Source organism: Pseudomonas sp. Teo4 (assembly GCF_034387475.1).
GTDB lineage: Bacteria > Pseudomonadota > Gammaproteobacteria > Pseudomonadales > Pseudomonadaceae > Aquipseudomonas.
The window spans coordinates 109,701-135,203 of the sequence record NZ_JAXCIL010000003.1 but is presented as its reverse complement, the minus strand read 5'-3'; the positions used below and the strand labels follow the sequence as shown (position 1 = coordinate 135,203).

Genomic DNA, 25,503 nt, shown 5'->3' with positions numbered 1-25,503 from the left:
GTACGGATACGCCGCGCCTGCCGGCAGTGCGGTTCTAGTGCAGATCTCATCTGGAGGGGACGAGAATGGGCTTCTTGAAGAAAACGCAGTCTGAAAACCCGGGAGAAGAGGCCGGCGTCGGCGAAGTCGACGATGGGTTCGTTGAAGTCCCTGCAGATGACACTGCGGCTGACGAAGCCGCCATTCGTGATTCGCTGAAAGAACAGGGCGAAGCCGGTAAGGAAGACGAGTCCGCTCTGGAAGAAGTCGTTGCGCCTGCGGAGGCGCTTGGTGACCAGGCCGGGCAAGACGATCTGATGGATGGCCTGCCCTCCTCGATCTATTTGCTGCGCGAGATCCTGCGGAACCACGACTGGTCGGAGAACCCTGCGGATCCCGCAGGCCAGATGATCGAGTGGACGATGATCGAGTCCATGATTCGCTCTGCGATCGATGCGGGCCATCGTGCTCATGTGGAGCGAGTTTGGGCAGAGGTTGCCCCGCCCAGTCATGGCGGGCTTGCCGATGTGCTCGCTTCGCTGCCGCAGGATTCGGCGGGGGCTGCAGGTCCTGACGCAGCTCAGCCCGCCCAGGAGGAAGTGCACATCGCCGAAGATGCAGCTATGGGCGTCGAGCCTCACCTGCGCACCTTCCAAATGCCCGAGGCTGATCGTCTTCCGGAGCCTTACCTTCGTACCCTCAGCCCGGACGATGTGCTGGATGGTCAGTATCGGCACATCCCGGACGAGGCATTCTCCCAGCCCTACCAAGGTCAGGAATGGGCTGCCCGGCCAGAGGCCGTGCGCCCTGCCCCTGCAGCGAACTCCGCAGCGCCTCATCCTGAAGGAACGCCAACGGCCGGCGGGACGGACCTGTTGAGCAAAGCATTGTCGGCACCTTTCGCGCTGGCTTCCGCGGCGGGGAGCCTTGTCCTGGGCTCACTCAAGACGATGGGCGATCAGGCGCGCTCTTTCTATCAGAAGCGAGCCGTCAATGGGCACCAAGTCATGGAGAGGCAGCTCAATGATCACGCTACTCGCATCGACGGGCTGACCAGCCGACTCAGGCAGTCAGGCATGGGTGAGTTCATCGCTGAACTGAAGGCAACCGGTCGGCCGGCCAATGAGATATTCGACGGGATGAAGCCTGGTGGCCCCTATGAGAAGTTCGGCCGCCGCTTCTCCTCGTTGATGGAGGACGCGGATTTCGCTTCTAACTACGCGAACCTGCAGCGGCATATGGACGAGTTCGGCGACCTCGCATCCCGTTACGCGAAAGCAGGCATCGACCTTAATTTGGACTACTCCGACGCGGTCGATCGCAACCTTTCGAAGATTTCGGCCGCTACCGAAGGCTTCCCGGGGACGAAAGATGGCGCCTTCAAGCACCTGCAGGAGATGGCGCAGCAGATTGGGGAGCGGATCAAGCGGCTTGTCGACCGGCTTATGGGCCGGCTTGCGCCGCAGTAACAGGAGGATCCAAGCATGGAGAGACCACCTATTACTGGGGTGCTTTTGGCCTTCGGCGCAGCACCCTACAAGTTCGAGAAAGACGAGTCGGCAAGCTTCTACGTCCAGTTACAGCTGCCCACTGGCGAGACCAAAACCCTATGGGGTGTGGGCTTGGAAAAAGCACTCGAAGACTCTGGGGTGCAACTTGGTGAGGTCCTGACTGCCCAGAACCTGGGGAGGCAGCCAGTCGAGGTCGATATCAAGGTTCGTGACGAAGACGGGAAACTAACGGGCGAGGTCCGCCGAGAGGTGGTGCATCGCAACGTATGGTCAGTGATGGGTGCGCCGGAGTTGGACTGGCGGCGGGACGCGGAGCAGAAGGAGCAGCCTGGCCAAAGCGACAATGACCAGGCTCGTGGTGGCCCTGCGGATTCCTCCTCGACCGAAAGGGCCGCTGCCGGCGCCACCGCGACCAGTACCGATCAAGTTTTCGCAGATGCAGGCAATGCGTCAGCTCAAGAAACCTCGGTGAAAGACTCAGCCCGTACTGGATCTCGGCGGGACAAGCGAGATCGCTCCCCGTCTCGGGGCCGGCGAGCGGAGCCCGCCGAGGCGGGGGTACAACAGCATGGGGCCGCCGGCACCGGTGGTGGCCTCGGCCCCGACCTGGTATCGAAGGCCTTTTCGGCGCCCTTCAATGTCGCAACCGCCCTTGGCGGCCTGTTCTCGACTTCCTTTAAAGAGGTGGGGCACAAGTTCACAGCGCGGAGCGTAGATGGCTATGGCGTTCTGGAAGGACAGCTTTCGGATCTGGCCAATGCCGTTGAGCGCAAGGCCACCTGGTTGAAGTCGCAGGGGGAGATAGATGGTCAGGTGGCACCAGGTGCTGCGCAAACGGCGGAAGATCTGAAGCGGCTTCTGGGGGATTTCGACACCCTTTCCGGTCGGTTTTCCGATATGGGCAGCAAGCTCGGATATGACTACGCCGAAACTCTGGAAAAACATTCTACTTCCATGAAGTCCGCCCTCGATAGTCTAAATGGAAAAGTCGAAATTATTGCTGAGCTTCAAGAGCTTGTCAGTAAACTTGTAGACAAACTTGAACGACTTTTTTCGAACATAAAAATGGGTCGATAACATGCAAATTATTACCGACGAAAATATCAACCGGCTCATAGCACGGCTCGACAACTGCTCTGTGCTTGTGGACGCCGCGGACAAGGTCGTCTCCCCTGAGGTTTTTGGCCGAATTAAGGCGCAAACCCTTGCATATGCTGGGTTCATGTCGGACCTGGCCGGTGGTCGGCTGCCTCGCTTTTCTAACTCCACTATTCAAGGCGCAAGCTTAGTTGAAGAGTTCTGTCTTCTGATCGAGACAGAGTTGGGAAATCAAAAATAGAAAGGGACAAGCAGATGAACGAACTGAATGAACGATTGAGTTCGGGGGCAGAAAGTATTTGGGGTAAATTCTGCCGGGCTGTATCGGAATGTGATCTTAAATGGGCTGTCGTTCTTCCAGCAGCTATTGGAGCCCTGACGATAGTGGCGGGCGTGGTGCAGGAGGCCCATGGGCAAACGGATCTGATAATTCAGGGGGGGCGTGCTGCTGTCGACGCATACAAGGCCAGTCACCAAGCGAATCCTCTCACCATTCCACAAATTGTTATTGAAGCGTTCTCCCCAGGTGGCCGTGATATGGGGTTTGGTGGGCGTACTCAAGGCATTGGGGTGGGGCTGGCCAGCATTGGTCCGTTGTTGGGAGCTGCGTCAGTGCTGTTGGCCCGTGGTTTCGAGCGCATTAAGGAAGGGTTGGGCGCCAAGGCAGATCAAGCCGAGAAGGCGCGAGAGGCCGAGCAGTCGCGGCAGGCTTCGATGTATCTCGGTGGAAGCGTTGCTCTGTCCGGGCTTGGTTCGACGCCGGGCTTCTACGTCGACGGCCGTCAGGCTGGGCTCGACGGTGAGGAACCCTCCGCGACCATGCGCCCACGTTGAATGGCAGACTGTATGGGGCGGGATCTGGTGATCATTGAGGCGCCTGGAAAGCTTCGGACTTTCCGGCGCCTGTGTGAGGGTGTCGGCCTGCAGGCCGACATTTGCGCGACCATCGGCCATGTTCTGGAAGCGCCGAAGGACATGCGCGATCTGGGCATCGCTCTGCGGGGTGAGGAATATGTGGAAACCAATCGGCGCCCGATCCGCGAAGATTCATTTCGGTACCTGTGCGATTGCCTGGCACGTTGCAAAGGGCGAGTGCTGATTGCAACGGATAATGATCAAGAAGGACATGTAATCGCAGCTGATATTGTCGGCCTCATGGAGGCTGCTGGCTGCAGGCAGCCTGCGTATCGTCTGGTGCTCAACGGTCTCACCAATGATGCGATGGTAAGGGGATTGGCTCAGCTGTCTCCGGTTGATATCGCGTTGTCCAATGCCGGAGTTGCGCGGCGGATTGTCGATCGACTCATTGGTGGGGGGTTATCTGATTTTTCCACGGGCCGGACCGTTGGCCGAGTTCAGACCGCCCTCCTCTCGATCGCCGAGCATGGACTGCCTCACAGCCTGATAGGGCTGTCGATGCCGTGCTCGAACGGTGGTGAGCCATTTCGAGCGGTTCTTCCTGTTACTGGCGTAGCTACCCCGGCCGAACTTATCGCGCAACTCGATGCGTTGCCGGCGCGTGAGGTCGCGATGGCTACACCTGAGCGACTGAGCGAGCCAGGCAATTATGGCGATACGCTGCTGTCACTCAATGCCGCAGCAGGGCTGAGCATCTCCCAGGCGGCGGAGCTGCTGCAGGAGCTCTACGAGGCTGGTGACATTTCCTATCCCCGCACATCGTCGCGTGCTTTCAGTGATGCGACGGTTGAGGTGCTGGAAGCGCTCGCCAAGGTACGGGGGATCCGGGCGTTCCGTAAAGCTGCAGTTCCGACCATCCAGTCGGATGGGGTCGCTCATGAGGCGATCCACGTGCTGAACAGCGAGCTGTTGCAGCGACTCGATCTGGGGCGTCCTCCTTCTCTGCAGGGCAGTCTGCGAGAGGCGGCGCTATCCATTATTGCGAGACAGTCATTCGAGTCTGGGCTGGTGGTTGCCCGCGAGCGTCCGAATCTGGACGACCTGCCTGATTTCCTCGCAAGCCTGGATTGGAGTCGGGATGCGCGGCGGCCGATGCTCCCTTGGCGGCCTGCCTCTTCGGTCACAACGAAGGGCGGTGCACTTGGGCTCGATGCCGCCCTGGTGCAACAAATGATGAAGCACGGAGTTGGTCGTCCCAGCACATGGCCGTCTCATGCTGCTCGCTTCGCCGAGCGCGGCTTCGTCGACGACGCCTATCAGCTGACGACGAAGGGGCTACGAGTACTTGAAGCTGCTCCGCAGGGGCTTCGAGATGTTCTCTGTACTGCCAGGATCGAGGACTTGCTGCAGGAGCGTGGCAGCGAAGTTTCACACATGGTCAACCATGCCATGCAGGTTGCCCTGGAGGGCGATGCCGAGCTGGCTGCTCAGCTGATCAGCCAGCTCGATGTTTTGCAGGACGAACAGGAAGAAGAACTTGAACACCGTCATCGCCCTGTTTTCTAGCTGCCCTTCCCTCAAGCGAGCCTTGCCCATGGCGGCTCTCGCTGCTGGTTGCACGGCTCTCGCCTTCGCGTATTTCCAGGATCGCAGCCCTACCCTGCAGTCCAGTGAAGTTCAGGTGGTGAGGGGGTTCATAACCCGCACTGGCGATCCAGCATTGATCGCTGCCTACAACGCCGCTGTTTCAGATGGTGAGCTTTCCAGGGCAGAAACTGAGGGCCTTATCGAGAGGGCGAAAGCCGCACCGCCAATATTCTTGCTGACCATTCCGCCAAAAAAATAGCAAATGCCTTTGCAGTTTTTTTAGCGTATTGTTAAGCTCACTTTTGTTTGTCTATGACGTGCTTCTAAAGTGATCTTTCCCTATGGTCAAAGCATCTAGTCGAATCGAGTACAGCGATTTTGAGCACATCATGATCCACCTGGCGGGTGAGCGTGGGTGGACCTTCAAATTCGGCGATGAGTCTGTTCCGGTCGAGGCTGTGTTCAATCATTCGACCTATGCCCCTGCCCTGTTGGCTGCAGCTGAAACCGAGCTCGCGGCCAGGCGGATCGGTGGCGACTTGGCTTTCGCCCTGGAGGGTGAGGGCAACTCCCTGTTCGGCGCCCGGGTCCGTTTGGTCAGCGAGCGGAACTCATTCCTAAGCCAGTTCTGGCGAATGGCCACCACGGCGCTGATTATCGAGTCCCTTCCTCGATCAGGCAACAGCATCATGCTCGACCAACTGCAGTACGTGCTGGGCGATCGCTTTGCTGACTACGTCGAAGCTGCTACGGCGGAGGCTTCCTGATGTCGATGTTGCGCAAGCTTCACAAGCAAGAGGTGGAGCGTTTTTCCAGCGGTGAACAAACCACTGCCACTCAGGCGGCAGTGGAGCCAGCTGCTGCACAAGGCGGTTCACTACTGGACGAATTTGAAAACATGCTGCTCGGCAAGCCCGAGCAAGCTGCAGCCCAGGCGGAGGTATCGCCGGCGCCGACCAGTCAGGTTGTGATCGAGACGCAAGTCGTCTCCCCGGCTGCACCGGAACCTAAGTCGGAGCTACCTGCAGAGCCAAAGGCTGATGAGGCTTCGCAGCCAGAAGCCCCGTCCGCAGCCCTGGTGCCAGGTTTCGCCGAGGTCCTCAAGGGCCTGGCTCCAGTCTTCAAGGCAGCAACAATCTACCCGGGGCATGACGCAGATCCGGCGAGGATCGCTGAGGCTGTACGTCGCATGTCTCTCGTTTCTACTGGCCTCGCCCAGCATATTGCAGGGCGAGTGGATCCTCAGGAGCTCGATGCCGCCTGGGCCAAGAAACACCTGCATGGTTTCACCGCCGAGCTCGTGGCCAGCCAGTGGATCTCGTCAGTGATCTCCCGCGGCGGTATGCCGGCCGGAGAGTATCCCGAAGTCACCGTCGAGTTTTTGGGGGCTATGGTCGATGGGGCGTGGGCCGCATCCCAAAAGGTTTCCCTCGGCGGACTTCCTACTGGTGATCATCTCGGTGCCCAGCTCGCGCTGCTCACTTCAGTAGCCCCGCTGTCGTTGGAGGTCGAGCGCTACTTCGCCATCGTTATATCGCAGGTACCTGGCCTGCAGGTGAAAGCTGAGGACCTGTTGTCGGAGTTGGCCGTGTTTCTGGTCGAGCAAGTGTCGGAGCAAGTGACGCGCCTCGGTAACGGTGGCTCTGGGCTGTCTGCTGCCCCTCAGGAAATGCTGCATCGTCTGCTTATTCAGCACGCGGCAGAGGTACTGCTTTCCTCTTGGGAATATTGTCGCGGCGAGGTTCTGGGTGCGTTGAAGGATGCCGCCGATGTTGATGCGGCTGCAGCGATTCTATCCCGTCCTGAGTTTACTCACGGTTTCCCGCTGGAGGCACTTAAGGCCAGGGCTTCTTCATCCCTGAAACGGTTGGTGGCCACGACAGAGTACGCCCTAACCATGATGAGGGTTACCCAGCCCGCAGGAGCGAGCCATGTCTGAGGTGACCAACAAGGGCGGCGCGCTACGTAAAGTTGGCCGGGCTACTGCCTGGGTGGGCAAAAAATGGGTTTGGACCGTCACCGGTGATTGGCGTGAGGCTCGCCACAACGCTAAGCGGATCTACAACCTGCTGAAGTCCCTTACGGGGCGTACCTATCGGGAAGAAAGCTTCTCGGATGCGGTCTCCCGGCTTCACCTGAGCGAGAAGGATCTCGATGCCCGTTGCCGGTATCTGCATGCGCTTTCCGTACTGTTTGGCCTGATGGCGATTGTTGCCGGCGTGTTCCTCGCGCTAGTGCCCTGGTCGCCCAGTCCTATCAACCACGGCCTCATGTCCTTCGGCGTTCTCGCGTTGAGCATCACCCGTTTCTTGGTCACCAGGTTCCGAGTGGCCCAGATCCGTGAACGACGCCTTTTTAGTTTCAAGTCGTGGCTCCTGCGTCAGGAGGGGCGTTCGTGATTGACGCTCTGCCAATGGCGGCCCCTAGTCCGCACATTACTGGCCAAGCTCGCGAGGTCTGCATCGTCCGAGCAGCGGCTCATTACCGTGCGCATCCCGACTTGGTCAAGGCCATCATTCGCACCGAAGGTGGCACGACTGGAAAAGTCTCTTACAACAAGAACGGCTCCTACGATATGGGGCTCATGCAAATTAATAGCATTCATCTCGCGGAACTCTCCAAGTTTGGAATAACCAGAGACATGCTCGTCAACAACGAATGCCTGAATATTTTTATCGGTACTTATTACATTCAGCGTAGCGTGCTGGGGAGTGATGATTTTTGGAAAGGCGTTGGTAACTACCACTCCCGCACGCCCGACAAGAACTATCGCTACAAGCATCGTGTATGGAACAATCTTAAAGAAGTCCGGGGGCAGCAATGAACCGCGGTAATGTCAATAAGTCCAATACTGATGAGCTGCTCTGGGTTATCGTCTTTATTTTCGTAGGCATCATCGCGCTTTGGTACTTTGGGCACGAAAAAATTTCTACCGTTGTTATGTCTCTCAGAAGATTCGAAGCGAGCCTAATTCTTTTTGATGCAGATGGTAGGTTGGCGTTGATCGAATGGCTTTCGAGCACCCATCCAGCTGATGCAACCCCTAAGTCACTTTGGTCTTCGGGCATCGTCGCGAGCCGGGAGCTCCGCTGGTATGTACTGGTTATCCTTACCAGCGTGTTTGGGTATCTTATGTACCGGGCGCCCGATCGCGGCAATAAGTATTCGAATAAACATACAACTGTCAGTCTAGCGAAACAGGAAGCGAGCCAATGGCCGGTTATCTTGCCGGCCCTCGAAACTGATTTTATCGCGCTGCCACTCAATCACTCGGTGCATGGTATGCGGGCTAAGGTGCGTGATTACGCCCGGCGGCACCAGTTTTTGGTCAGAACTGCTGCATTGGGCGAGGAGGAAGATCCTGCAGATATTGAGTTGCTGGATAACAAAGAGGCGTTAAAGCTGTCGCGGGCCAGGGCAATTCTTGTTGCGCAACTTGGTAAGCCTTGGGAGGGGGTCGATTCCTTGAAGCCCTATGAGCGTTCGCTCTTTGCCGCATTTGCAGCCCAGATGAACCATGACAACGACCTCGCGCTTAAAATAATTAATGAGCTCGCCCGTGCATATGTGAGGGCAAAGCGAATGAAAAAGATTGCCTTGCTGAATTCGTTACATGCAAAACGTGCATTGCACCAGTATGCAAATACCAAGGTAGTTAAGCGTGTAGTAAGTCGATATGCGTATAAGCGCACAGTGCTGATGGGAATGAAGGCAGCGGCTTCAGCAAATGGTGTGCTTGCGCCAAATTGGTTCAGATGGTTAAAGGCAGTTGATCGTGTCACTTGGTATTCGTTGTGCGATATCGGCATGGACGTTGCCAGCGTAGAAGCCTGTGGTTTGCGCTCACATTGGTTGTCAGAGGTTGTCGCTAAATCGGCAATCATGAATCCGCGTATTGAATCGGCGCTGGTAGGAATTAAAACTGCTCTTGGGGAGATGGTAGATGAAGAAAGTGATGATTGAGCGCCTCGCGAACTTTATTCGCCGCGCCCCCAAAAACGTTTCGGTTAAACGTAAGCGTAAGCGACTTTCGTTCGAAATCAAATCGCCGGCATATCAGTTGCACACCCTGAATCTCTCTGACTATGGGGATGACACACTGAGTTTCATCTTGGAAAAAGAGGCGGATGGCAATCTGTTTGTGGTGGCCAAGGCCCCCGAAAAATACGGCTCGGATAAAGGCGCTATGACCTCGCTGTTTAAAGCGCAAGTGGCGAGCGAGACCGACGGCGTATACCTGATCACTCAGGTGAACAGTCTGCTGACCAAGAAGTTGTCGGTAATGAAGCTGGTGGGACTCGCCCTGCTCGCTTGGTTAGGCTACCTCTTTGTCAGTGCCTATATCGATGTCGTCTCTGGCAAAGGGGGCAATATTGAGCCGTCGGCTCTCTCGTCGCTGGATGCAGCGCATCCTGCAGTCCGAGTGGCGGACAGCGGCGCCCCAGTCCCTGTAACTGTACATCCGTTTGACTGGCAGAGCGCTCCTGATCACCTACAAGCAGATCCCATTGCGAACCCAGACCAGCTGCAGGCCATGAGTCCTGAGGACATCGCAAAGCAGATCTACAACGCTGCCGAAACAGCTCGGAAGCAAGGGATGCGCGACAACGCGCCGGCGATGTCGAGTGATGTGGCGACTGGTCTGGAAGCCTTCGGACTGGCACCGAGCATCGATGCTGGGCAGTCGGTAGGACCTGGCTGCGATCCCAAACTCGCTTTCCAAGTCGCTGAATAACTGGGTATAGGCGCATGGTTCACGGCGTAGAGAAGCATCACGAGATTAAACGGACGCGAATCTTTCGGGATACGCGGCCGTTTTTCGAACAGATCCTGGAAGACTTTTCGTCGTTTCACGCGATTCTTATCGTCTACGTCATACTGGTGTTTCCGCTATTCTTTCTTCCTGCGCTGTTTGAGCTGAGTCTTGTTCTTGGCTTGATCTACAGCTTTATTCCACTCTCGCGCAAGCCAGATATTCCGTTCAGGAAGCGCAAGTCTCTGAACGAACTGGATCGCAACGATAAGCACCCAGGTACTGGCAAGCCTCAGCAGTCTCGTGGCATCGCCTTCATTGGTAATCGGAAGTCCGATAATGCGGAAATATGGGCGGCCAACGAAGATCTTAGAACACACGCTTTCATTATAGGCTCGACCGGGGCCGGTAAAACCGAAGGGCTGATTTCAATCGCTTATAATGCCCTGGTTTGGGGGTCGGGCTTCGCATATACAGACGGAAAGGGCGATGTAAGTCTCTACGCCAAGATTTTTTCAATGGTCCGTTCCATGGGGCGCGAAGACGACCTCCTGGTAATCAACTACATGACCGGCAACGCTGACACAACGAAAAAGCGATCCGACAAACTTTCAAATACCTATAACCCGTTTGCGGTAGGCAACAGCGAGAGCCTAATTCAGCTCGTGGTTAGTTTGATGGATGCCGGCGATGCCAAAGGTGATATGTGGAAGGGGCGTGCAATTAGCTTCATCAGTTCGGTTATGCCGGCGCTGGTGGATCTGCGCGACCAAAGTTTGCTCATGTTGCATATCGGTGCTATTCGGGAGGCCCTGCCCTACCCTAAATATTTCGAGCTGATGAATAATGTTAACATCAGCCAGAAGTCCAGGGACATGATGCAAGCCTTCTTGTATGACGTGCCAGGTTATAAGCGCGATAAAGGTGAGAATCAGTCGGCAACCTTTAACGAGCAGTACGGGTATCAGCAAATGCAGTTCACCCGTATTCTGAGCTCCCTTGCCGATACCTACGGGCATATTTACCATACGCCTCAAGGGGAAGTGGTACTAAAGGACGTTGTTGTCAATCGACGCATCTTCCTTGCTCTACTTCCGGCACTGGAGAAAAGTCGTCCCGAGTTAGGCAACCTTGGGAAGATCATTGTGGCTGGCATGAAAGGCATGATGGGTGCCCAACTGGGTAATAAAGTTGAGGGTAGCAAGTTGGAGTTGTTAGACTCTCGACAGACTACGGCCCCAACCCCATTCATCGCGATATTTGATGAACTAGGTTATTACATCCCTGACGACGCGGCACTGATGTGGGCTCAGGCTCGTAGCCTCGGATTTGCTCTCATCGCGGCAGGCCAGGACCTGCAGGCGTTCTACAGAACATCGAAAGAAGAGACGCTCGCCATTGTCTCTAACAGCAACATCAAGATTTTCGGAAAACTTGAGGACCCAACCGATACCTTTGACTTGGCCGTTAAACTTGCCGGGGAGGCCTACGTGTCAGTGGTGGACGGCTACGAGATGGCCGATGATGGTGCAGGAAGTTATCGCGGTAACACTGGTGCACGAATTGAACGTGTCAGCCGCGTAGAACTCCAGGACTTCAAAGAGCAGGTTGAGGGTGAGATCCACTTCATGGTGAAGTCGGATATCATCCGCGCTCGAATGTTCTATGCAGACTTCTCTGGTAAACGCTTGAGCAAGGAATACCAGCTAAATCATTTCGTGAAGGTGATCCCGCCCAACGAGGCTGAGCTGAAGGCTTTCAGCATCAACACACAAGAACTACGTGAAACACTGCGCTCACTTCCGCTCGCGAAACAGCGCTCCACTGATGGCTTCTTCGGATATGTGGCCGAAGTAGAGGCTGGAGAGCGCTACAAGCAGTACCTCACCGCGAAGCTGGGTGTGGAGCGGGGGATCTGCTTGTTGCTGGGATACGACGACTCGGCGGTTGCGCCAGTGGTCGACCAGGACGATGGCAGTGCCGGCGGCGCAGTTGGGAATGGGAGTGCGCTTGCACAAGCGCCGACGAGCGATAGCGACGCTATGCCCTCTCTTGCCCAGGCGCCGGGTGGCGCGGATCAACCTGCTCTCGCAGCAGCCCCTGTGGTGGCCGCCGGTGATGATGCAGGAATCGTATTCGACGGTGGCCAGCTCGCTTCGATCAACATCTTCGCCGAAGTTCCGCGTGAACCGTTCGGCATCGACATCGTGGCGCTGGCATCTGCCGCTATACCAATCATCGAAACCGCGCTGGAAGGTCGGGTCCAGCGCCCTGCAGAAGAGACGCCTCCAGCAGGACAAGGTGGCCTGCTCGACGAGCAGGCTACCCGAGTGTCGTTGAACAGTATCGCCTTGGGTCTTGGGGCGCCCGCCGCTGAAGCAGGTGCAATGGTGGAGAACATCATCCAGGCCGCGACGCAGGGCTCCGAATACCCGGTTCCTCCTAAGCCTGAGAAAGCGGGCAAGGACCAGGAAATGGAGGATGTCATGAGCAACCTGGAGTCGCTGATTGGGGGGCGTGCATGAGCATTGAGTTGGCCATGTCCCGCCGAGATTTGCTGAAACGCTCTGTAGTGGCTGGGATCACCGGCATGGGGGCCTTCACTTTCAGCGCCCCGTTGCTCGCTTCAACCGGCTTGCTGCTGCCTGCCAATTACGCGAACCAGGCGGACGCAGCGGCATTCTGGGCAAAGCCTCGGGTGTTGAACCTCTATCGGCCATCTACCGGCGAGCACAAGCAGATCTGCTACTGGCGAGATGGCCACCTCGATTTGGCTGGATACCGCGAGGCCTGCCACATGCTGCGAGATGTCCGTGCAGGCAAGGCTACGGAGATCGATTTGCGGCTGCTCAACCTCCTCCGGGGTCAACAGGGATGGCTGGAGCTTGCCTATGGCTTCAAAGAGCCCTACCAGGTCAACAGTGGATATCGGACGAAGGAAACCAACGAGGCTACAGAGGGTGCAGCACGGGACTCGTACCACACGAAGGGGCAAGCGTGCGACGGAAAGTTCCCGAGCCTTCCGATCGAATATCAGGGTCGCCTGATGTCAGCTTTCCGTACTGGCGGGGTGGGCTTCTACATAAACCGTCAAAAATTTATTCATTCCGACGTAGGGAGGGTTCGATATTGGGTACGTTAGTCGGCAAAGTGCTATCACCCATTGCTCTGGCTGCTTTTGCAAGCCATGCTGCCGCCGCCGAAACGGCTGAGGTGACTCCCGTGGAGTCCTACCTCATGTCCAAGGGGAACATGATCGTTCAGGCGTTCCCAGCGGCTTCTGGTATGAAAGGGATCGTTGTCGATAACGGTGCCGAAAAGCGCTTGTTCTACGTCACGCCCGATGGCAAAAGTCTGTTAGCCGGTGTGATGTTCGATACACAAGGCGCCAATCTTACCAGCGTGGATCTGGCTCGTACTGCGAGTGTAGAACCGGTTCCGCAGAGTAGTCAGTCCGCAGACAGTCTGGCTCATGCTTGGAAGCAGGCCGAGCAGCTGAAATGGCTGGCGGAGGGGGATGCTGATCGCGTGATGTACGCCTTCTTCGATCCGAACTGCGCGTACTGCCACGAGTTATGGGGCATGCTCCGGGCGCCGGTTGCCGCAGGTGACGTTCAAGTTCGCTGGATCCCGATTTCCATTCTCCGGGCGTCGAGCAACGAGTTGAACGCAGCGATCTACCAGCAGGCAGCTACCGAAGGCGTGCTGATCCCGATGGCTGAGATGGCGAAGCGTCAGCTGCAGCCGGCGACAGTCACCGAAGACATTCGCCAAAACCTTGCGGACAACCTGGCTCTATTCCGCCAGGCGGGGTTTCGAAGAACTCCGATGATTCTTTACCGGGACCGGGACAAGGGCCAGGTAAAGGTATTTGAAGGTGCGCCACTTCCCCAGGAGCTGGCGGTGATGCTCAAAAAAGAGTAGCGACCAAGCTACCAATAATGAACACTTCCTCTGCGCGGCCTACCAGCATCTAGGTCGCGCTAGCTTCAAGGAACACGTGACGATGGAAAACGCAAAAGAAGTATTCGACGGACTCATTCAAACAGTTGTCTCGGAGGCCTTGCTGGCCGACGCCATTGAGCAGTATGCCGAGGTGGAGATCGCTGATCCGAATGAGCGTGAGGAATTCGTTGAGACGTACTCCGACGAGACATACCAGCCCGTGGTTCGGAAAGCAGTTTTGGATGTGGTGGTGGCTGTCGCGGCCGCTGATCGCCTCGTCGAAGACGTCGCCTTCCGGATGGTTGTCGGAATGCTGGAACCTGAGGAAAGCAATGAGGTGATTCGAGCCATGAAGCTCGTCATGCTGGACAAGATTACTGAGGACGCCTTGTCCGATATGGATGATCTTGCAGGCCTCAAATTCAAAGGTCGCATGGACTACTTCCGTACCTGCATCGGCTAAGTCCCGCCTAAAGCGCTCCCCCTTCCCTTACCGGCTCCGGCGCACCATGTGCTTCCCAGATGGAGCTGGCCTTCTTTTCTTGGCATCCTGCCAGGCCCGGCGACGGGTCTTTTCGCGCTCAAAATTGACTATCGTTTGTTTTTAAACGCCTCAGTTAATAGAATCATGGTGATTTCCCCCTAGATGGAGACTGCCATGAGCGATACCGCCAACACCAATACACAGAAGATCCTGCCTGAAGTCGGCGCCCGTGATATCCCCCACGACGATCTGGGCTGGCAGGAAGTCCGTGACCTCGGGCTGGACGCCGTCCCGGGCGATCTGCAGGATGCCGAAGATCTGGACGGGGAGTAAGGCTGATGGCCCTGATCAAACGCCTTCGTCCCAGCGATTCGGCGACACAGGCGCCGCCGGCCCATGCTCCTGTAGCCTCTAACAATGCCAGCCGGCAGGACACGAAGCTTTCTTTGTTGCAACTGGAGGCCATCAGGGTCTTCCGCACCCTGAAAGGCCGAAGCTGGAAAGCCGAGCTGAACAACTGCTGGAGTCGCTCCAGCTACCCAGGCCTTGGGACTCAGCATGCGGCCGTTCTGCAGCAGCTTAGAAACGAGTTTGGCCCTGAGTGGCTGCAAAAATTCAGCGTCAGTCAGCAACAAGATGCGCTGTATAAGGCTGCGCAAGAAGCGCTGCAGGTCGAAGAGTTACTCCGACACGATTCCAACGCCACGTCTGAGCAGATTTCCAGGGTCAAGGATGATCGTAAGACGGCAGAAGCGACTGCCATGCTGTGGGAGCGCGGCGATGATCGGAGCTTTAGCGCCGATGGCCCGTCGGTCCGCTTGAGCATGAGCGATGAGGCGCCGGCAGCCTCGTCGTCACCGGCATTGCCATCCAGCCCTCCCCCGATCGAGGAGCCGATTGATCCCCTCGAAGCAGCAGCCGAACCTGGTCGACGGAAGGGCGCTGGAGCTGGGAAAAAAGGGAAGCACGAGCGAGGTGCGCCTCGTGACCACTACCAAGAGGTGACGGATCAGATCATATCCGCCATCGAAGCTGGAGCAGAGCCTTGGCGATGCGAGTGGGATAACACACCGCGATGGCCGATGAATCCCGTAACCGGCAAGCCCTATCATGGCATCAACGTGATGCTACTTCTTTCGCAGGGTTACCAAGAGAACCGGTGGTGCTCCTACAAGACCGCGCAAGCTCAAGGCTGGCAAGTCCGTGGCGGTGAAAGCGGCTCCAAGATCTACTTCTACAAGCGTCTCACCAAGGAAACCGGCGAGCTGAGTGCGACCGGCGAACCAGAAGTTCGCGTCATACCGCTTCTTCGCAGTTACTCGGTTTTCAACCTGGCACAAATGGACGGGGCTCCTGAGCTGGAGACCACTGGCCGCGGAGAGAAGCTGCTTTCATCCGAGACTCGGGATATCTGCGAGGAGATCATTGAGGCTTGCGGGGCCGACATCGTCCATGGCTTCCGCCGCGCAGGCTACTCCCCTTCCGAGGACAGGATCTATATGCCCGACAGGGAGTCGTTCTCCTCCGACGCCGAGTACTACACCACTCTGCTGCACGAGATCGCACACTGGTCAGGTCACGAAAGTCGCCTAGCTCGTGAGTTCGGGCCCAGCCGCGACTCAGATGAATATGCTCGCGAGGAACTGCGTGCGGAGATGGCCAGCGCCATGATGGCCATGCGGCTTGCGCTGCCCGGAAGCGTCGATGGGCATGCGGGCTACGTCGACCACTACCTGCAGGTCCTCCGCAACGACAAGAAGGAGATTTTCCGTGCCTCGCGTGATGCGGAGCGAATGGCTCGATATGTACTCAGCTTCCATCCCGACTTCCGTGAGGAATTCGAGGCAGAACACCGGGACCAGATGACGGCCGCGGTTGCGGCAGGCGCCCCGGATGACATTTTCGACGCCAGTGACTTCGACTTCGAGCCGGACTTAGAGCTTGAAGGTCCTCGTCCTTAACACAGGTACACAGACATGTTGAACAGTATCGACGACGTTCTGGCGCACTGGCCTGCAGAGGAGCACTGGCCAGTCACCGGAGTACGCGACCGGGTGACGGATCTCCTGCAGCGCTTCGATGATCTGGAGCAGCTGCATCGTTTCTGGACGACGGTACGGGAAATGCGTTTTCCCGGCACCTATGGTCAGACTCCCTGGCCTTTCTCGTGTCGATTGGCCCACTTGACCTTTGATGTCGCAAATCCTCATCAGAAGCTGATGGATGACATCGAGCGCTACCGTGATTCGAGTGACAGCTCCCTGGTCGAGAGCTGTCATGAGGAGCTGCGAGCCCTCATGGCGCTTGAAAACAGGATGATCGTCCAGGATCCGCATCGGCGATTCGCGGACCGGATTTTTCGAGCACTCGGGCAGGGCCTTCAGCAGGGTGTGAAACCCGTGCAGCTACCAGGTGGTCATGTGTTGGCCGCCCCCCATTACGCGGCGCTCGTGTGTGATGGGATAGGCCCGCAGACGGTGCCCATGTGCGCCGTGCTCGCATTGTCACCGAAGCTCCTGGATAGCGAAGTGTACCTATTCCGCGGCAGCTACCCAGGGGCGTGCGGTGATGCACCGTTGACATCTCTAGGTCTCAAGTCGCTGCTTCCCGGTGTGAAGTCGGACCCTGATTTAGGCGAATTGGCCCGAATTTACCTGACCTCGGCAGAGGGTGCTGCGGGATATGCGTGGGGCGACACTCGGGGCGGCGATGGCGCACATGGTGCTGAAAATCTCACCCACCTGGTGCTCCTGGGTTACGCCGAGAGGACAGGCGGATCCGAGCCGAACCAGCTGGGGGGCTCGTGGCCCCAAGTCAGCGTCACTCCCGCCGGCGTCACAGCGATCCACTCTGCGGGGGTGCTTCCTGCTATCGCTCGCCAGCTCTCCCGCGGAACCGCCCTGCTCCATTGCTGCGATGAGACTTATGAGTTCGATGTGTGCAGTGGCGCTATCGTGGCTAGCTCAGGGCGGCTGCCGGCAGTCATGCGCGTTGACGTCGGCGAGCTTCAGGAGGCCTTCCCGGACGAAAGCATTGGCGACCGCGATTACGAAATCCCCGAGGTCTGCTATCTCGATTTTTCTGGCGCCAAAGTTATGGCAGACGCGACATTTCGAGATGAAAATAATGGCACACGGCCATCGCTTTAGGGCATAAAGAAAGGGGCGCCAAACCACTGGTCTGACGCCCCTTTTTTGTAGACTCTTGTCCGCAGAATAGCGACTTTTAATTGGTTATAAGGCCCGCCTGAGTTTAGCGGTACCTGAGCTGGAGGGATTCTTTGGCTTCGGCTGCAGCTTCCCGGACATCAGCGATCTTGACGCTGCGCGAGGGGCTGGAGGCTTGAGAATTACCCAGCGCCGGGCCTTGCTTCACCTGGTCAACCAGTGATTTCAGGGCCAAGGTCATCGTCTGCATGTGGGTTCCTCTGTGGCTATGACTCGCATTGTTTTATAGTTTAACAGCGCCAACGTGAAACATATAGGCACTCTGTAGCTACTCTGAAATCAAATTTATACACGAAAATTGGATCTCTTTCCGTGACCACTCCCGCATTCGCCGTCGACGCATTCGAGAACTGGCTGAGGACCGCCTTCGCCAGCCCGTATTCGTCGAAGACGATTCGCGTCTATTGCGCAGTGGCGACCGGCTTCCTGCGCTACATAGACAGTCGAAGCGAGGAAGCGTTCCCCAATGCGCTTGACGATGATTGCGTGATAGCGTTCCTCCGAGCTCCTGGCGTCGGCGGGAAGCCCTATTCCAGGGCATATCAGGTCTTGCGCCACTCTGCGCTGTGCGCCTTGTTCCACTGGCTTGTTGAAACCGGAGTCGTGACGGATAGTCCAATGGAACGCCTGCCGAGACACACGGGCCGCAGGCCTGGCACGCCAGGTGGAGGAAACCGGCCAAAGAGACTGCCTCCGGTTTTGATGTGGCGAGACCAGCGTCATCTCTTACAGGTGATAGACTCAAGTCATGGCCCAGCGAAAGTCAGGGATTCCGCCATAGTCAGCTTAGGGCTTGCGACCGGTCTCCGGAACGAAGAGATCTGTAATGCCACTATTAGTGGACTGGACCTTCACTACCGCCGGATGAGGGTAGTAGGAAAAGGGAATAAGGAGCGGCTGATCGACTTTTCACATGACGACCGCGCCCTCGATCCCATGCGTGCATGGCTCAAGACCCGGGCCGAAGTTTTGCAGCAGCACGAGCGGGAAAGCGATCTGCTCTTCATCTCAAGGGCTGGACGACGTCTCTCCGGATCGCTTGTGTACCAACAGGTATCCCGGCACCTGCAGTCTGCTGGGCTGGCAGGAAAGCTGAAGCGTTGTGGCGCACATGTGCTCCGCCATACGGCCGCGAGCGTCATGTTCGCCAGAGGCGTGCCGATTTTGCAGATCAAGGAGAATCTTGGGCATGAGGATCTTGCCACAACACAGATCTATGCCCATTTGCTGCCACCAGAGGGAGAGGCGATGTGACGACGCCTCTGTTTTACTTTCGTTTGATTATAAATACTAATCTTAATATGATGGTTTTCGATTGATGGACGAACGACATGATGTCTTGCTTGTCGGGGTGAACACCGACAAGCACGAAGCATACGCCCTAAAGCGGGACAAACAGATCGTTCGGGTCGCGCAAGGGGTTTACTTCAGGACGGGAAAAGATGCCGAGGTCCTTTTTGAGCTCTATGGCATCCGCCTGGCGAAGTTCTGCTTCCAAAGCGCTGCTTTGACGCACTCCACCGCCTGGTACCGCAAACCTGTGGACGGGCGAGTTTTTCTAGGAGGTGACTACCCATACAAGAAAAGCATCGCGCCATACGAGGGTGACTTCCGCATCGTACAGAGCATGGTCCATCCCAAGCTCACCGACGAGAGGATGTACGAGCTCGCAAAGTTCGAGGATCCCCTGGGGCAGTTCGAGATGCACTGCGCTACCCCAGAAATGACGCTGATCCACCTGATGGACGCGACGAAGAAAAACGTCGAGAAACATCTCCCGGAGCAGGAGATGGACAAGATCTTTGAGCAGCTGCAGCTGAAGTATGGCAGCAAGGCCTCCACCCTGGCCGCGCTTGAAACCATCGCCCAGGCAGCCGAGAAAACCAATGAATTCGAGCGCCTCCTCAAGCACTTCTTCTCTCAGCGGAGGCGCAGCTGAAAATGAGATGAGGTAAGTGGATGCCAACCTGGATCGACCTTTCTGAACATGATGTAGAGCTAAACGTCCAACAAGATCCAGAAGGCAAGTCGCTTGTCCTGCGGTCATTACCTGGGGGAGTGATCCCCCAGTCGGTAACGGAGCTGGGTTTCGAGAAAGATGGAGCCCTCTACCGACGCACCAACCTCCGCTTCACCCTCCCCGAAATTATCCGCCACTTCCCCAAGGCCAGGTCGCGCCAGATGGAAATGTCGGAGATATTCTACGTCCCCATCCCGAGCAATCTTGAAGCTGTTTCAGTCGCCGCGGGACAAAACGCCGGCGTCGAAAAGGCCCCCTGGCAGATGAGTTCGGCAGAGTGGATTTCCGCTCGACGCGAGCTCGCCACACCGATGAAGGTTTCCGCAAGTTCCGAGGCTGGGCGAATTGGCAGGCTTTCCGAGCTTTCCTACGGTGTTGCGGCATGGCGGCATCAGCGTGCGCTCGCCGGCGACCAAGAGGCCATCGCGGCGCTGGAAGAGGCCGTAACGCACTACGACGTGGTGATGAAAGCTCTCTCGGAGGGCAAGCAGGTCCCTTTCGATGTTGTTGCCGAGTACCCTTCCCTTCTGGATCCTGAGCCAGACCAGTCGCACACAATCGCTGCAGCTGCGCCTGAACGGTCATCTGTCGCAGCCTTCATGCTTCCGGCAATCAAGTCGGCACGTAAGCGCACTGGTCCTGCGCGAGTCGTGAAGGCCCATGAAGTAGCCAAGTTTGGCCGTCGCGGCATGGTGTCTGAGTACCTTGTGGTATTCCAGGATGGTCGCTTCCCCTGCAGCGTTGAGGCGCTCGACCGAAAGCAGGCGATAGACTTCGCCCAAGCCGAACGCCTTCGTCTCGATACCGCAGAGCAGCCGGTAGATACCTCCCCTGCAGCGCCTCATCCTCAAGACCAGATCCAGGCAGCATCGATCGATGACGCTTGGGAGCCTGAGCGCGTTGGCGCAGCGGCGGGCAGCAGCTCGATCGAGCCCACGGAGGCATGGCTGGTATCCCAACACCAATTCAAGACAGTCGCGGTCACCAGGAGGGCCTCGGACGGAACAGTGGAGGTCCATTTCCGTAACCAGGCATTCGCGACAGACCAGATCACACCCGCAAAAGCGCTGACTGCAGCTCACAAGCAGGCCGTTCGCCGGGCATTCGCCGACGGCAAGCAAATACCATTTCACGTCTTGGTCGACTATCCAGATGTCGCCTACGGCCCAGGTGAACGGGCAGCCCGGTCCGTCTCCAAGCTGCTATCAGAGGCTGGCCTGGCAGAGCGGCTGATGACGGGATTCAACAGCTACGTCCGGCTCGTCAATCCGCCCTACACGGATCTCATTATCGAGCGTCTGCCAGCGGAATCGTCGCCACGTCTCTGCCTCACCCACTACCTGGAGTCGAACGGCGATCGTTTCATCGATAGCGAAATGATTTTCGAGATACGCCCCGCCGGTCACCTCGTTCTGTGCGAGACCGCAGTGCAGAACCCGATCCGTGGCGGAGAACTGCGGGGCCTTGACCGCAGCTTCGCGAACATCTTTGCCCAGAACCTCCTTCAGCAGGGGTTCTCCAGTGCCCGGCTGGAATGGTCGGATGATGCCGATGAAAGCCTGGAAGACGGCCCTGAGAATCGCCTTTACGAGGGGATGGCCATCGTTGAAAAACTCGCCGCCGAGCTCAACGCGGAAGTCTCACCTTGGGAGGAGTCTGGCCCGTCCACCATTGGCAAATGGCGCTACGCCACGCTGGTCCGCGAAGACGTATCTGTCCGTATCGCTGTGTCCCAAGGGGGTGTGGTGCAGGTCAACGGCGACCCCTTCACCAAAGGTGAAAGAGTGCTCCACGTGGCGGCGGAGGCCGTCAGGGAGTCCCTGGTTGAGGCCTTCAAGTTTGAAAGCACGAGTGCAATCTCCTCGCCCGTCCAGCTGTCTCCTTATGAACTAGGTCGACGGGCTGCAGAACAGGGCATGAAGTGCGTTCCAGCCTGGGATAAGGATCTGATGGCAACGTTGGGGGGCAACGTAGGCGATGGCGTACCTGCGATGCGCGAATGGATGAAGGGCTGGCACGAGATCAATGCGCAGCGTGAGGTATTGCCTCGACCTGCAACGACCACCGATGCAGAGCCGGCCGATATCACCAGATCACGTATTTTGCTGCGCTTGCCATCCACCGCTCCCACCAGGCTCCCCCTGTACGGGATCAACACGAGGTACGAAGCTACTCGCTATTCGCTTCCCGGCGATTTTTACGCTGAGACATCCTTCAACGGGTACCGGTTCTTCGCCCCGGCCGAGCACTATCGCTCGGCCGATTTCAGCAGAGCCGAGCGCGACTTGTATGCCGCTCATAAGCGTGGCGACCACAATGCAGTCAAATCCGCCCGGCAACTCATGGCCTCGGAAATGACCGAGATGGTCGCCGCCGCCCGGGCCACCTTGCCACAAAATGAGCTCACCGGGAGCACAATGCAGGCGGGCGATCGAGTCCGCTTCACTCCTGCCAACGCGGCAAAGCAGCCGGTCACCGGGGTGGTGAGCAAGGTTCTTGAAAACTCGGCGGGTGACAAAGGCTTCGAGCTAATTCGAGATGCGGCCGAAGCGATGGTGGAAGTCGAGACGTGCTGGGTAGCTGACGGATCCCTGCAGTTCCTACCGCCCGCTGATCCTGTAGAAGCCTTTCAAGCTGCTCTGGCGGTGTCGAGGAAGGAGGTCGATCCCAAGCGCCGGGTTCAGGCACTCATTCGTGTTCTTTGCGCTGACAGAGGAGTGGTGTCCCAAGGAGACTGGGTTGCCCAGCTCGCCTTCAGCGCCGACCTGCCGGCGGACCAGGCCCAGCTGGTGACGCTCATGGAGAAACATCTACCCTCTCCCGCCTCATTCAACATAGCCGTAGGTCTGGAACAATTTCAGGATATACCCAGCGAGCCCAAACGGCTGGCGGATGCAGTGAGGCGACTGGGTGATAACCTCCGGGGGTTCAAAGCCAGCCATCTGCGGAAAACTGCAGCGCGGATCGAGGACTTGCGCACCATTGCTCCTGAGAACGCGCTGGCCATCGAGATGCTAGAAAGTGCTGCAACCACCGTCCACCAGGCGGAAAGCCTCCTGGTCGACCTGGAGGCCAGGCTCGCGGCAGCCAAAGCCGAAGAGGAGGAGCGCAACTGGGAACGGTTCGAGCCATTCGGGGCCCAGGCCGTGACAAAGCCTCTAGCGTCAGAAATCGGTTTCACCAAAGCATGGATAGACAAGGATAACGGCTGGTTCCGGGTCCGGAACGGAGCTTCTGTCGCTTGGACCAACGGCCACGTATTCGATTTGGAAGAACCGAACTACCGCAGCTTCGAGAAGAACGAGAGCCGTCGCTTCCAGAATACGCCTCTGGCGAAACGGCCGGACATCAGCCGTTTTCTGGAGCATGAGACCGCTGACGCGATGAAACCGGTATTCGTGTACCGAAGGATGCACGACGACAAAGATGCCGTGATCCTAGCCAGGTCCTCGGGCCGCCTCGTTTCACTCGACAAGCGCTATCACGACTACATTGCGGTGAAGTACCCAGGGGCCGTGTTCTTCGTAGCCAATGACTGGGAAATCGACGCTCCGAACCACGGCTCTCTTGTGCACGCGAAGTTGGATGGCCAAATCGTCGCCGGGGTGATGCCGCTACGAGGATTGGATCCGGCCTACACGGTCGACCTCATTCAAACCAAGATTCTTGCTGTCACCCAAAAGGGCGCAGTGGACGAACAAGACTCCTCCGAGGTCGAGAACCTGTTGTATGAAGCCGACCAGCGGGTAAAGGGCCGGGCGATGGCCACCGCAATGATCCAGGTTGCTTTGGACGAGGGCCGCTGGTACAGCGCGATCACAACTCATCACCATCAGGGTAACCATAGCGGCCGATCGGAGCCGATGACTTGCCGAGGGGACGGGTTTACCTCTCGATTCGACGCCGTATTCTATGCCGGCAACCGAATCGTCCTGGAACAGCGTCGGATAGCTCGATCACAGGACAGCGTCACAACGCCCAGACAGAAGGCCGAAGCGCTGAAAATGGCAGATTGGGCGCTGCAGCAAATCCTCGGCGAGGTCGCTGTCTCGTGGAATGACCGCACACCAGGACAGGGATGGTACGAGGCTCGCCGTGAAGGTCCTGAGTACGCCGAGCTGCGCGGCTCCGGCCTATCGGAAGCAGACGCACTGGATGACCTTCGAGAGCGAATCGAGGACTCACTCAGCCAAGCAGATCATTACTGGAAGTCCATTGGCAGCAACGACGCCGGCGAATCTCTTGAAGAGAACACCCTGGGCATTCGCAGCATCGTCAAGGACGGTGTGCGGATCACCGAACCTGCCGCCGCGTTACCGCACGGAGGCCCCGGCGTTCTGCAAGATCGTCCCAAGAATTTCCTGACGAACGATGAAGCTGCTCCATCGGCGCTGGCCACGTCGCCAGAGAGCGGGGTGGCCCAGGGAGCAACGCACAAGGTCGGTGACCTCCTCGACAATGCAACGGTCCACGTGCTGATCCGTGGAACAGCTGTCTCCCTCATTCACCGCAAGCTATCGAAGTATGACCCCCGCCGGCAGGATGGCGGCAGGGATTGCTTCTGGGCGAGAGCATTCATCGGCGGGGAATGGCGCCCGCTCGGGCAGCCCTGGCCCAAAAAGCCGAGTCAGTCTTCGCTTGAGACCGCCTTGGCTGTAGCGGCATCCGCCCCGGCATTCGACAGCAACGCCTTCTTCGTCCAGCTGAATGAGGAAATACGCCAGGCGAACCTCGGCGCCGACAGCACAGCCGAGATCCAGCCTCTTGACCAGAGCAAGTTCCGGGCACAGCCCCTGGACGATCGCTCCTACGAGTTACGGTTCAAGGACCGCGCATCGCCGTTCTTCATCCTGGTGGAATACCAGTCGCCTGGAACCTACTTGCCGAATACCGGAGGCGGTGTGACTGGCCCCAAAACTAGCCTTTCCTCCGCCTGCGCGTGGGCAGTGCGCGAACTGGACCGCCTGCAGGCCCACTACGAGCGCAGACTGCAGGAACAGAACAAGGACAACCCTCGGTTCGAGGTCGACGCTACGAGCTTCATGGAGCTCTTCCCGGCCGATAGCGATGGCCACCAGCTGCTCGACCACGTCCTGCAGGTGTACCAACAGAAAGGTATGCAACGCCGTATCGGCCAAGGCCAGCAGCAAGATGCTGATCTGCCAGCGGAGCTTCAGCTGAACCGTGCCACCGACCAGTCGGTTATGGTTAGGCTGGACGATCCCGACTGCCCTCTTTCGATCGAGCTCCGCTGTGCTGTAGAAGCATCCGGACGCCGGCCGTGGGACGCACTGCAGGCCATCCAGCAGGCTGTCGCAGCTCTACAGACAGAAACGGCCTGGTCACGGTTGAAGAATGAACGCGGCGACGCCGGCATCGAGATGGAGCGGGTCGCCCAAGGCTACGCCGAGTTCATGAGAGCGCAGGATCCGGATCGCCACAGCGGGATCCCCGGCCGGATGCACCGCGAGTTCGCCTTGGCGTTGATCGACAAGGACATCGATCATTTGCTGGGGTGGCTGGCTCGGCCGCGGGGGCAAAACGATCTATCCAAGCGCTACTTCACACAGGTCACAGGCATCAAACTAGCCAAGACAGCCAAGGAGATCACCGTAGCGATCTATGGGTGGGCAGGATACTCGCCGGAGCAGGCCAGCCAGATGGAGGCGGAAAAGCAACATCGCCGCGACGCCGCTGCGCAGCAACGTGCTGCTGAGAGCCACTTGCAGCACGTGCTCGCTCAGCTTGACCGCACGCACTACCGTTACAACGGAAACGTGGTGACCGCACGCCAGTTCGTCGACGACATCATTGCAGGCGGCTTCGATTCGCTGCAGACGAAGCGAGTAGGTGCCGTCGATCGCTATCGGTTGGTCAATCGTGCCGAGGACCGGCTGTACGAGATCTCTGGCCACCTGGTCGACTATGCGCGGCATGTGCTTGCTCAACGTGAGCAGCGACTGGATCTTGAAACGGCTGAAGAGCCAGTTGCAGAACCTTCCCGGCCACGCCTCGGATGACTGTCCACCCGCCCCCCGAGA

General features: G+C 57.8%; 23 protein-coding genes. 22 read left to right on the top strand and 1 reads right to left on the bottom strand.

Translation table 11 applies throughout. The features are described 5' to 3' along the window. Nucleotides 1–65 precede the first annotated feature (65 nt). From PspTeo4_RS28425 to PspTeo4_RS28335, 19 genes are all read left to right on the top strand, one after another. Nucleotides 66–1,448, top strand: coding sequence for a hypothetical protein (locus tag PspTeo4_RS28425; RefSeq protein ID WP_033955280.1), 1,383 nt, complete (start codon nucleotides 66–68; stop codon nucleotides 1,446–1,448). 15 nt (nucleotides 1,449–1,463) lie between these two features. Continuing rightward, complete coding sequence (locus tag PspTeo4_RS28420) at nucleotides 1,464–2,567, top strand: hypothetical protein (protein WP_023118066.1); 1,104 nt, start codon at nucleotides 1,464–1,466, stop codon at nucleotides 2,565–2,567. A gap of 1 nt (nucleotide 2,568) precedes the next feature. After that, the gene (locus tag PspTeo4_RS28415) at nucleotides 2,569–2,829 is read left to right on the top strand and encodes a hypothetical protein (protein ID WP_009681564.1); all 261 of its coding nucleotides are present in this window, start codon (nucleotides 2,569–2,571) and stop codon (nucleotides 2,827–2,829) included. A gap of 14 nt (nucleotides 2,830–2,843) precedes the next feature. Further along, a complete protein-coding gene (locus PspTeo4_RS28410; protein WP_065861622.1) occupies nucleotides 2,844–3,422 on the top strand; it encodes a hypothetical protein in 579 nt (192 codons plus the stop codon). Between the two features lie 12 nt (nucleotides 3,423–3,434). Continuing rightward, nucleotides 3,435–5,012, top strand: coding sequence for a DNA topoisomerase (locus PspTeo4_RS28405; protein WP_110676739.1), 1,578 nt, complete (start codon nucleotides 3,435–3,437; stop codon nucleotides 5,010–5,012). Next, nucleotides 4,984–5,292, top strand: a complete 309-nt coding sequence (locus PspTeo4_RS28400; protein WP_223813025.1) for a hypothetical protein — start codon at nucleotides 4,984–4,986, stop codon at nucleotides 5,290–5,292. Before PspTeo4_RS28405 ends, PspTeo4_RS28400 begins: the two co-directional genes overlap by 29 nt. 130 nt (nucleotides 5,293–5,422) lie before the next feature. Further along, nucleotides 5,423–5,800, top strand: a complete 378-nt coding sequence (locus tag PspTeo4_RS28395; RefSeq protein ID WP_023118068.1) for a hypothetical protein — start codon at nucleotides 5,423–5,425, stop codon at nucleotides 5,798–5,800. Further along, nucleotides 5,800–6,972, top strand: a complete 1,173-nt coding sequence (locus PspTeo4_RS28390) for a hypothetical protein (RefSeq protein ID WP_009681559.1) — start codon at nucleotides 5,800–5,802, stop codon at nucleotides 6,970–6,972. The genes PspTeo4_RS28395 and PspTeo4_RS28390 overlap by 1 nt, the downstream gene beginning before the upstream one ends. Continuing rightward, nucleotides 6,965–7,432 carry a hypothetical protein gene (locus tag PspTeo4_RS28385; RefSeq protein WP_009681558.1) on the top strand — a complete coding sequence of 156 codons (468 nt, stop codon included), beginning with the start codon at nucleotides 6,965–6,967 and terminating at the stop codon, nucleotides 7,430–7,432. Before PspTeo4_RS28390 ends, PspTeo4_RS28385 begins: the two co-directional genes overlap by 8 nt. Further along, nucleotides 7,429–7,857 carry a lytic transglycosylase domain-containing protein gene (locus PspTeo4_RS28380; protein WP_009681557.1) on the top strand — a complete coding sequence of 143 codons (429 nt, stop codon included), beginning with the start codon at nucleotides 7,429–7,431 and terminating at the stop codon, nucleotides 7,855–7,857. The genes PspTeo4_RS28385 and PspTeo4_RS28380 overlap by 4 nt, the downstream gene beginning before the upstream one ends. After that, complete coding sequence (locus tag PspTeo4_RS28375; protein ID WP_009681556.1) at nucleotides 7,854–8,996, top strand: hypothetical protein; 1,143 nt, start codon at nucleotides 7,854–7,856, stop codon at nucleotides 8,994–8,996. Before PspTeo4_RS28380 ends, PspTeo4_RS28375 begins: the two co-directional genes overlap by 4 nt. Continuing rightward, nucleotides 8,977–9,768 (top strand): hypothetical protein, encoded by a 792-nt coding sequence (locus PspTeo4_RS28370; protein WP_023118069.1) that lies wholly within the window; start codon nucleotides 8,977–8,979, stop codon nucleotides 9,766–9,768. Before PspTeo4_RS28375 ends, PspTeo4_RS28370 begins: the two co-directional genes overlap by 20 nt. 14 nt (nucleotides 9,769–9,782) lie before the next feature. Beyond that, complete coding sequence (locus tag PspTeo4_RS28365; RefSeq protein ID WP_023118070.1) at nucleotides 9,783–12,311, top strand: hypothetical protein; 2,529 nt, start codon at nucleotides 9,783–9,785, stop codon at nucleotides 12,309–12,311. After that, nucleotides 12,308–12,928 carry a YcbK family protein gene (locus PspTeo4_RS28360; RefSeq protein ID WP_009681552.1) on the top strand — a complete coding sequence of 207 codons (621 nt, stop codon included), beginning with the start codon at nucleotides 12,308–12,310 and terminating at the stop codon, nucleotides 12,926–12,928. The genes PspTeo4_RS28365 and PspTeo4_RS28360 overlap by 4 nt, the downstream gene beginning before the upstream one ends. Continuing rightward, nucleotides 12,916–13,710 carry a thiol:disulfide interchange protein DsbG gene (dsbG, locus tag PspTeo4_RS28355; RefSeq protein ID WP_009681551.1) on the top strand — a complete coding sequence of 265 codons (795 nt, stop codon included), beginning with the start codon at nucleotides 12,916–12,918 and terminating at the stop codon, nucleotides 13,708–13,710. The genes PspTeo4_RS28360 and dsbG overlap by 13 nt, the downstream gene beginning before the upstream one ends. Before the next feature lie 82 nt (nucleotides 13,711–13,792). Beyond that, a complete protein-coding gene (locus tag PspTeo4_RS28350; protein WP_009681550.1) occupies nucleotides 13,793–14,194 on the top strand; it encodes a hypothetical protein in 402 nt (133 codons plus the stop codon). Nucleotides 14,195–14,389: 195 nt separating this feature from the next. After that, nucleotides 14,390–14,548, top strand: coding sequence for a hypothetical protein (locus tag PspTeo4_RS28345; protein WP_009681549.1), 159 nt, complete (start codon nucleotides 14,390–14,392; stop codon nucleotides 14,546–14,548). Nucleotides 14,549–14,553: 5 nt separating this feature from the next. Continuing rightward, nucleotides 14,554–16,176: an ArdC family protein gene (locus PspTeo4_RS28340; RefSeq protein WP_009681548.1), complete on the top strand. Its 1,623-nt coding sequence runs from the start codon at nucleotides 14,554–14,556 to the stop codon at nucleotides 16,174–16,176. Between the two features lie 15 nt (nucleotides 16,177–16,191). Beyond that, the gene (locus PspTeo4_RS28335) at nucleotides 16,192–17,364 is read left to right on the top strand and encodes a hypothetical protein (protein WP_009681547.1); all 1,173 of its coding nucleotides are present in this window, start codon (nucleotides 16,192–16,194) and stop codon (nucleotides 17,362–17,364) included. A 103-nt stretch (nucleotides 17,365–17,467) separates the two neighbouring features. Here the strand turns inward: PspTeo4_RS28335 and PspTeo4_RS28330 are convergent, their stop codons facing one another. Then, complete coding sequence (locus PspTeo4_RS28330) at nucleotides 17,468–17,632, bottom strand: hypothetical protein (RefSeq protein ID WP_009681546.1); 165 nt, start codon at nucleotides 17,630–17,632, stop codon at nucleotides 17,468–17,470. A gap of 122 nt (nucleotides 17,633–17,754) precedes the next feature. On the opposite strand from PspTeo4_RS28330, the gene PspTeo4_RS28325 reads away from it, so the two are divergent. From PspTeo4_RS28325 to PspTeo4_RS28315, 3 genes are all read left to right on the top strand, one after another. Beyond that, nucleotides 17,755–18,696: a tyrosine-type recombinase/integrase gene (locus PspTeo4_RS28325; protein WP_009681545.1), complete on the top strand. Its 942-nt coding sequence runs from the start codon at nucleotides 17,755–17,757 to the stop codon at nucleotides 18,694–18,696. A 64-nt stretch (nucleotides 18,697–18,760) separates the two neighbouring features. Continuing rightward, nucleotides 18,761–19,381, top strand: a complete 621-nt coding sequence (locus PspTeo4_RS28320; RefSeq protein ID WP_009681544.1) for a hypothetical protein — start codon at nucleotides 18,761–18,763, stop codon at nucleotides 19,379–19,381. Between the two features lie 20 nt (nucleotides 19,382–19,401). Further along, nucleotides 19,402–25,482, top strand: a complete 6,081-nt coding sequence (locus PspTeo4_RS28315; RefSeq protein WP_009681543.1) for a DUF6908 domain-containing protein — start codon at nucleotides 19,402–19,404, stop codon at nucleotides 25,480–25,482. Nucleotides 25,483–25,503 lie beyond the last annotated feature (21 nt).